The organism is Catenibacterium sp. AM22-6LB (assembly GCF_003435615.1).
In the GTDB taxonomy this organism is placed as follows: Bacteria; Bacillota_I; Bacilli_A; order Erysipelotrichales; family Coprobacillaceae; genus Catenibacterium; species Catenibacterium mitsuoka_A.
The window spans coordinates 1-6,775 of sequence record NZ_QTUM01000039.1; the positions used below are offsets into that span (position 1 = coordinate 1).

Below are 6,775 nucleotides of genomic sequence, written 5' to 3' on the forward strand. Positions count from 1 at the left end.
TTCCAGTCAAGAATACCATTTTGAATGTAGTACCATGTACTGTAATACTTAACTAATCCTGTATAGTTCCAATCTAACTGTCCATTAGTCACCTTATACCATGTTCCTTCACCATTAACCTGTGATAATGTATTCACTGACCAGTCAATCTTACCTTTCTGAACATAATACCAGTTACCATTGTATTTTACTAGATTGTTGTAGTTTGTATTTACTCTACCGTTTTCAATATAATACCAAGTATTATTGTAGTAGATTAAGCCGTTGTAGTTCCAGTTAAGAACACCATTTTGAATATAGTATTGAGTACTGAAATACTTAGTTAGTCCTGTATAGTTCCAATCTAACTGTCCATTAGTTACCTTATACCATGTTCCTTCACCATTAACCTGTGATAATGTATTCACTGACCAGTCAATCTTACCTTTCTGAACATAATAGCAGTTACCATTGTATTTTACTAGATTGTTGTAGTTTGTATTTACTCTACCGTTTTCAATATAATACCAAGTATTATTGTAGTAGATTAAGCCATTGTAGTTCCAGTCAAGAACACCATTCTGAACATAATACCAAGTACTATAGTATTTTACTAAACCGGTATAATTCCAGTTGAGTTTACCATCTTCTACATAATACCAAGTACCTGTTCCATTAACCTGTGCAAGAGTAGTTTCATGTACAACCTGTCCATCCTGCATTAAGTACCAATCACCATCCACGTAAACTAGATTAGCTTCTGTAGAATGATTATAAGTGACTGTAACTGTCTTAACACCATCAGTATCACCTTTTACTGTATAGTTATAGTTACCTTTTGATGCATAATAACCATCAACTTTTGGAAGTGTAATTGTCTTTGTATCACCAACATTTACATTTACATATTCAGTCTTAAGAACTTCTTTTTCTTTATTCACGATATTGATTCTTGTAGTCTGAACCTTACCTAATGACACTGAATCTTTATAGAACTTTAATGACTGTAGTGCATTACCCTGGATATCAAATAATGTTGCGTTATCCCAGCTTGATCCACCCCATGAAGGCTGACCATTATAATACATCTCATCGTCTGGAGCATAACCTACAGCACCCTTAGAAGCCCATCCAGTACCATACTTATCAGCGACTTCTTTATTGTACTCCCAGTTAGTCCATCCGGCTTTCACTGGAATCCATCCTGGCTCCCAATAGAAGCCACCTAAACCGTTATCCTGTTCAGTAAGAACCTTATACATATCAGTTAATTCATCTACCTGACCCTGAGGACCAATTTCATACTGATAAAGTCCATAATCAGAGCCGATAGAGTTTGGTGTACCATCACCATCTTCATAGCTGTTAACCCATGCAGTTTCCATAACCGCAAATAGCTTTCCTCTTTCTTTTGCAAGAGTCTGTACATCCCTTAACATATCAGGTGTATTCCACCAGAATGGGTAATAAGAAGAACCTAAAACATCATAGTCTACATTTCCTTTTTCCCATGCATCCATGATCATAGAATAAATTTGACGATTAGGTGTTTCAATATGTAATGTAACTAAAGCATCTGGAAGAATTTCACGTACTGCTTTAGAACCTGCATTTAAATAACGGTCTAATACAGAATACTGAGATTCATTTTTCCAAACAGAATTATTACTGTCTTTATTATGAATACCAGCCATACCTTTGGTAATTTCATTACCAACCTGTACCATACCTACATCAACACCTGCATCTTTAAATTTCTGTAAAGTATCTTTAGTGAAGTCATGGATATTTTCACACATCTTATCTGGATCATTAGCATCCTTCTGCCATGCTTTTGGTAGAATCTGTTTTGCAGGATCTGCCCAGAAATCAGAATAATGGAAGTCAACAAGCACCTTCATACCATACTTAGTTGCTTCTTTACCAATCTTTAATCCATTATCTACAGTGCTATCTCCACCACCGTATGTTTCACCTTTTTCATTGTATGGATCATTCCAGATTCTTAAACGGATATAGTTAACACCATTATCCTTTAAGATTTTCATTAATGGCTGTTCTTTGCCATCATAATCATAATATTTAACACCTGCATTAGTAAGTGCTACATATGATCCAACATCTACACCTCTGATTGTAGATTCAGACATATTAGAAATCTTATTAATAGTGACCTTCTTTTCCTTTAAACCAGTATCATCACCATATTCATAAGGATCTCTGTATGAATCAATATCAATATTCCAACCCTGTGCAAAACCAAATACTGCAAGAGAAGTCTGTGCAAGTCCCTGTTCATTAAAGAAACCATTCCAGCTTCCTACATATTCAGCTTCATCGTAAATTAAACCACCTGCATTACTATCACTAATAGAAGCACTTAATAAGTTATAGATGCTTTCTGCCTGTGTTTCAGTAGATGCTGTTTCATCAGCATTCTGACGTGGGAACTTGATGTTAGAAACAATTAATTGCTTATCTGCTGCCTTTTCTTTTACTGTAGTACGTAACGTTTTAACATAATCATTAATACCATTACGATCAGCATAAAGATTAACACCTAAATAGCTGTAGTCTACGCTGGCATAACCTAGCTTTTCAATCACATACTGAATACCTTCAGCATCATCAGGTGCTGCAAAACTTAAAGCTGTTTTAACACCTTTTTCATTAATAAGTTTAGAGATGGTAGCCATTGCGACAAAGCCATCCCATCCTCCGCCTTCAGTTAGACCAAGGAAATTATAATTCACTTCATTTCCAATAGTCATCATAGTAGGTAAAGCATCATTCTTACTTAAAGTATCAAGTACTTCCTTAGTATAGTCTGTTGCCTTTTCTACCGCATTATCCTGAGTCCATCCTGCAGGTAATTGCTGACTATTTGCATAAGTAACATCATCAGAATAGAATAATGTGATGTTTGTTTTTAAGCCTGCTTCTTTAGCTGCTTTAATTGTTTTGATAGCACTATCTAGTGTATAACATTTAGTTTTATCACTTGATGTGTCCGGATTAACTGCAACCTTGACAGAAATCGTATTAATTCCCTGTCCCTGTACAAACTTAAATAGATTATCAATTTTGACGCTCTTGTAATTGTAGTACGTTTTACCCCATTCCAAATCCTGCTGGTAATGAGTAAAATCTGCACCTAATACAGTCTGATCGTTAATGCCTTCAATCTTCTTGTAATCAGCTATAGAACGACTCATTGATGCTGCAGTGACTTGATTGTTGTTGTGCATAGTTGGTACTGGAGTAACTGCGCTTACACCAGATATGCCCATCGAACAAACAAGCGCTGCACTTACAAAACTTGTAATCAACTTTTTGTTCATATATATCTCCCTTCCTCTTATATAATATGAAAATATTTTAACATAATTTCACACAAAGAATCATCCAACGTGACATAAAATGACATATATAGGTATAAAAAAATATATTTAGACATTAAAAAAACCTTCTCACGAAGGTTTATAGTGATAAGAAGAAATCCTGCATCTTCTTAGCTTCTGTATTTATTTCTAGATTACGTTTTTCAAATGCTTCGATATTGAAATGTTTAGATTGATGAGATGCTTCTTCAATCGCAATTACCCACTGGGTGATTGCTTCATCTGTAATAGGAAGCATCTTCACATTATCATTCACAATAGAGGCACGAGAAATAGTATCAGAGATCATACATGGTAGGCCATTGGCTTCTGCTTCTAATAATGCGACACTTAGCCCTTCAAAACGAGAAGGGAAGATGTATTGATCCATTGCCTGGATATAATCACTCACATTACTCTTGATACCTAAGAACTTTACATCTTCTTCAATACCATATTCTTTTACCTGGTTCTTTAATGCTTCTTTATCTTCACCATCTCCAATAAGTATCAACATATACTTACCAGGATATCTATGATCCAACGCATTAAATACCTTTAATAGATATGGATGATTCTTCTGGAAATGGAATCTTCCTGTATGACCTAATACAATCTTATCTCCTGCATGAAGTTCTTCTCTTATAGATTGTCTGATTTCTTCATTTGGTTTAAAGAAGTTCACATCTACCGCATTGTTAATCAATTTATAGTTAGGTAATACCGCGTTCTTACCAAAGAACCATTCATTGGCATCTTCTGAACATGTCCAGAAATCTGTTGCATATTTTCTAATCTGTGTTCTATTAAACTTATGTAAACATCCTCTTAAAAAACTATCTCCATTAGCCGCATTATGACAATGAATAATGCGTGTAGGGATACCATACTGTTTAGCCTTCTTAAGATAATCAATATTCGCAAGAGAACATGTATTAAACCAGATAGCTTTATATTCAGAAGCATGCGTCTTAAAGAAGTTTTCTAAAGCTTCAGAGAATGCTTTTCTATCCTTACTTCTTGCAGGAATACGGTAAATAGTACCACCTAAGCTTAATATCTCTTGTTCATGAGCGACTATTTCTGTATTACATAAGAAATCAAATTGTACATGTGTACGATCTAGATGGCGATAGTAATTCATAATAACTGCTTCCATACCACCTGGATTATCTGTAATTCCAAATACTAGTACTTTCATAACTTACTCCTTATTTACTCTTAGAAAACTGTTTCTGTCTTACTTGTCCTACAAGTAATGCGAATCTATTCATCTTATGTTTTAAGAACCATAATGGTACTTTACGTGTCATAGACATACCATTATAGTTAGAGTTCTTTATAGCACGTTTAAATAAATCATTCTTCATTAATGTATTTAAAGAAGACATCGATTTATCTTTATTTTGTGGATGTGCACAATAATTCACTAAAATAAGTAATACATGATAACTTACAAAGTTATAGAATAATGTTTCTATATTCTTATCTTCTACCATGACATCTTTTAAGTCTTCTTCTACTGCTTTCATAGATAAGAGGAATTTATCTGCATAAGCTATATCAAACTTACGTACTGCAGATTGATCATTGAATATATAATGAACTAAAGGATGTTCATCAGCTGCAATAACACTCCAGTTCTGTGAGGCACGTGCACAATATTCTGCATCTTCAGCTAAGCTTAATTCTTCATTTAATAATACATTTTCAATAGTAGAAGCCTTAATAAGTTTACCCCAGCAAAATCCTACACCTGCCTGTACATTTAATAGATCCTTTAAATAATCCTTCCAGTCCTTATACATTGTATCTCTAATATAGTGAAGCATCTTTTCACTATGATCACTATAGTCTCTACTATAATTACAAATCACACAATCTGCCTCTGCTTCTACTGCATGATTTAATAGTATTTCACAGGCATTACTTTCAATCCAGTCATCTGCATCTAAGAACATAATATAGTCTCCCTTAGCTGTTTTTACACCTAAGTTTCTACCAGAACATACACCGCTCTTAGAATTCTTTACAACTGTCACATTATCTTTATTATTTAATTCACTTAAAGTATCCTGCAACGCATCATTACATCCATTATCAATAACAATCACTTCTACATTTTGATAAGTCTGATTCAAACAGCTTTCGATTGTCTTATTGAAATAAACAGGATTTCCACGATATACAGGAATAATAATAGATATTAAATTCTTCATTATTCAAATACCTCTTTTACTTTAGCTAATGCAGCTGCGATAACTGCATCCATATCATAATACTTATATTCTCCAAGTCTTCCACCAAAGATGACTTTAGTTTCAGCTTCTCCTAGCTTCTTATATTCTGCATATAAGGCACCATTCTTTTCATCATTGACTGGATAGTATGGTTCATCTCCTAGCTTCCATTCAGAGTTGTATTCTCTACTGATAACAGTCTTTGGCTGTGTACCGAATTCAAACCACTTATGTTCAATAATTCTTGTCCAAGGTGTTTCGGCATCTGTATAGTTTACTGCCGCATTTCCCTGGAAATTTGGCTTATCTAATACTTCTGTTTCAAATCTGACTGATCTGTATTCTAGTGTTCCTAGCTTATAGTTGAAGTATGCATCGATAGGTCCTGTATAAACAACCTTATCTGCTAAACTATCTAATTCTTCCTTGTTTTCTAGATAATCTGTATTCAATCTTACTTCAATACCTTCAAGCATGTTTTCTACCATCTTTGTATATCCACCCATTGGAATACCCTGATATAACGCATTGAAGTAGTTATTATCAAAAGTAAGTCTTACTGGTAATCTCTTGATGATGAATGATGGAAGTTCATTACATGGTCTTCCCCATTGTTTTTCTGTATAGCCTTTAATGAGCTTTTCATAGATATCTCTACCAACTAATGAAATAGCCTGTTCTTCAAGGTTCTTTGGTTCTCCCTTGATTTCCTGTCTCTGTTCTTCAATCTTGGCAGCTGCTTCTTCAGGAGTCACTACTCCCCACATCTTATTGAATGTATACATGTTGAATGGAAGAGAATAAAGTTCTCCCTTATAGTTTGCAACTGGTGAGTTAGTGAATCTGTTAAATTCTGCAAACTGAGTAATATACTGCCATACTTCCTTATTATTAGTATGGAAGATATGGGCACCATACTTATGTACATTGATGCCTTCTACTTCTTCTGTATAGATGTTTCCGGCAATATTAGGTCTCTTATCAATGACAAGAACCTTCTTTCCTCTCTTATTGGCTTCATGCGCAAAGATTGCGCCATAAAGACCTGATCCTACTACTAGATAATCATATTTCATATTGATGTCCTTCTTTCGTCTCTTCAATAATACCATAATCTCTATAATAAAACGAGGGTCTATACAACCCTCGTCACTTAATTAGTTTGTTTTCTTTTCT

At 34.3% G+C, this 6,775-nt stretch carries 4 protein-coding genes; all 4 read right to left on the reverse strand.

Annotation, left to right across the window (positions count from 1 at the left end):
• The coding region (locus tag DW269_RS08695; RefSeq protein WP_117459402.1) for a glycosyl hydrolase 53 family protein at positions 1-3,320 on the reverse strand (3,320 nt) is incomplete at its 3' end.
• Between the two features lie 139 nt (positions 3,321-3,459).
• Positions 3,460-4,560, reverse strand: coding sequence for a glycosyltransferase (locus DW269_RS08700; protein WP_117459403.1), 1,101 nt, complete (start codon positions 4,558-4,560; stop codon positions 3,460-3,462).
• Positions 4,561-4,570: 10 nt separating this feature from the next.
• A complete protein-coding gene (locus tag DW269_RS08705; protein ID WP_117459404.1) occupies positions 4,571-5,578 on the reverse strand; it encodes a glycosyltransferase family 2 protein in 1,008 nt (335 codons plus the stop codon).
• The gene (glf, locus tag DW269_RS08710; RefSeq protein ID WP_117459405.1) at positions 5,578-6,675 is read right to left on the reverse strand and encodes a UDP-galactopyranose mutase; all 1,098 of its coding nucleotides are present in this window, start codon (positions 6,673-6,675) and stop codon (positions 5,578-5,580) included. The genes DW269_RS08705 and glf overlap by 1 nt, the downstream gene beginning before the upstream one ends.
• Positions 6,676-6,775: the final 100 nt, after the last annotated feature.

Bases quoted from the DNA above. Each gene is read 5' to 3' on its own strand.
- DW269_RS08700 (WP_117459403.1), bottom strand. From the start codon at position 4,560: ATGAAAGTACTAGTATTTGGAATTACAGATAATCCAGGTGGTATGGAA.
- DW269_RS08705 (WP_117459404.1), bottom strand. From the start codon at position 5,578: ATGAAGAATTTAATATCTATTATTATTCCTGTATATCGTGGAAATCCT.
- glf (WP_117459405.1), bottom strand. From the start codon at position 6,675: ATGAAATATGATTATCTAGTAGTAGGATCAGGTCTTTATGGCGCAATC.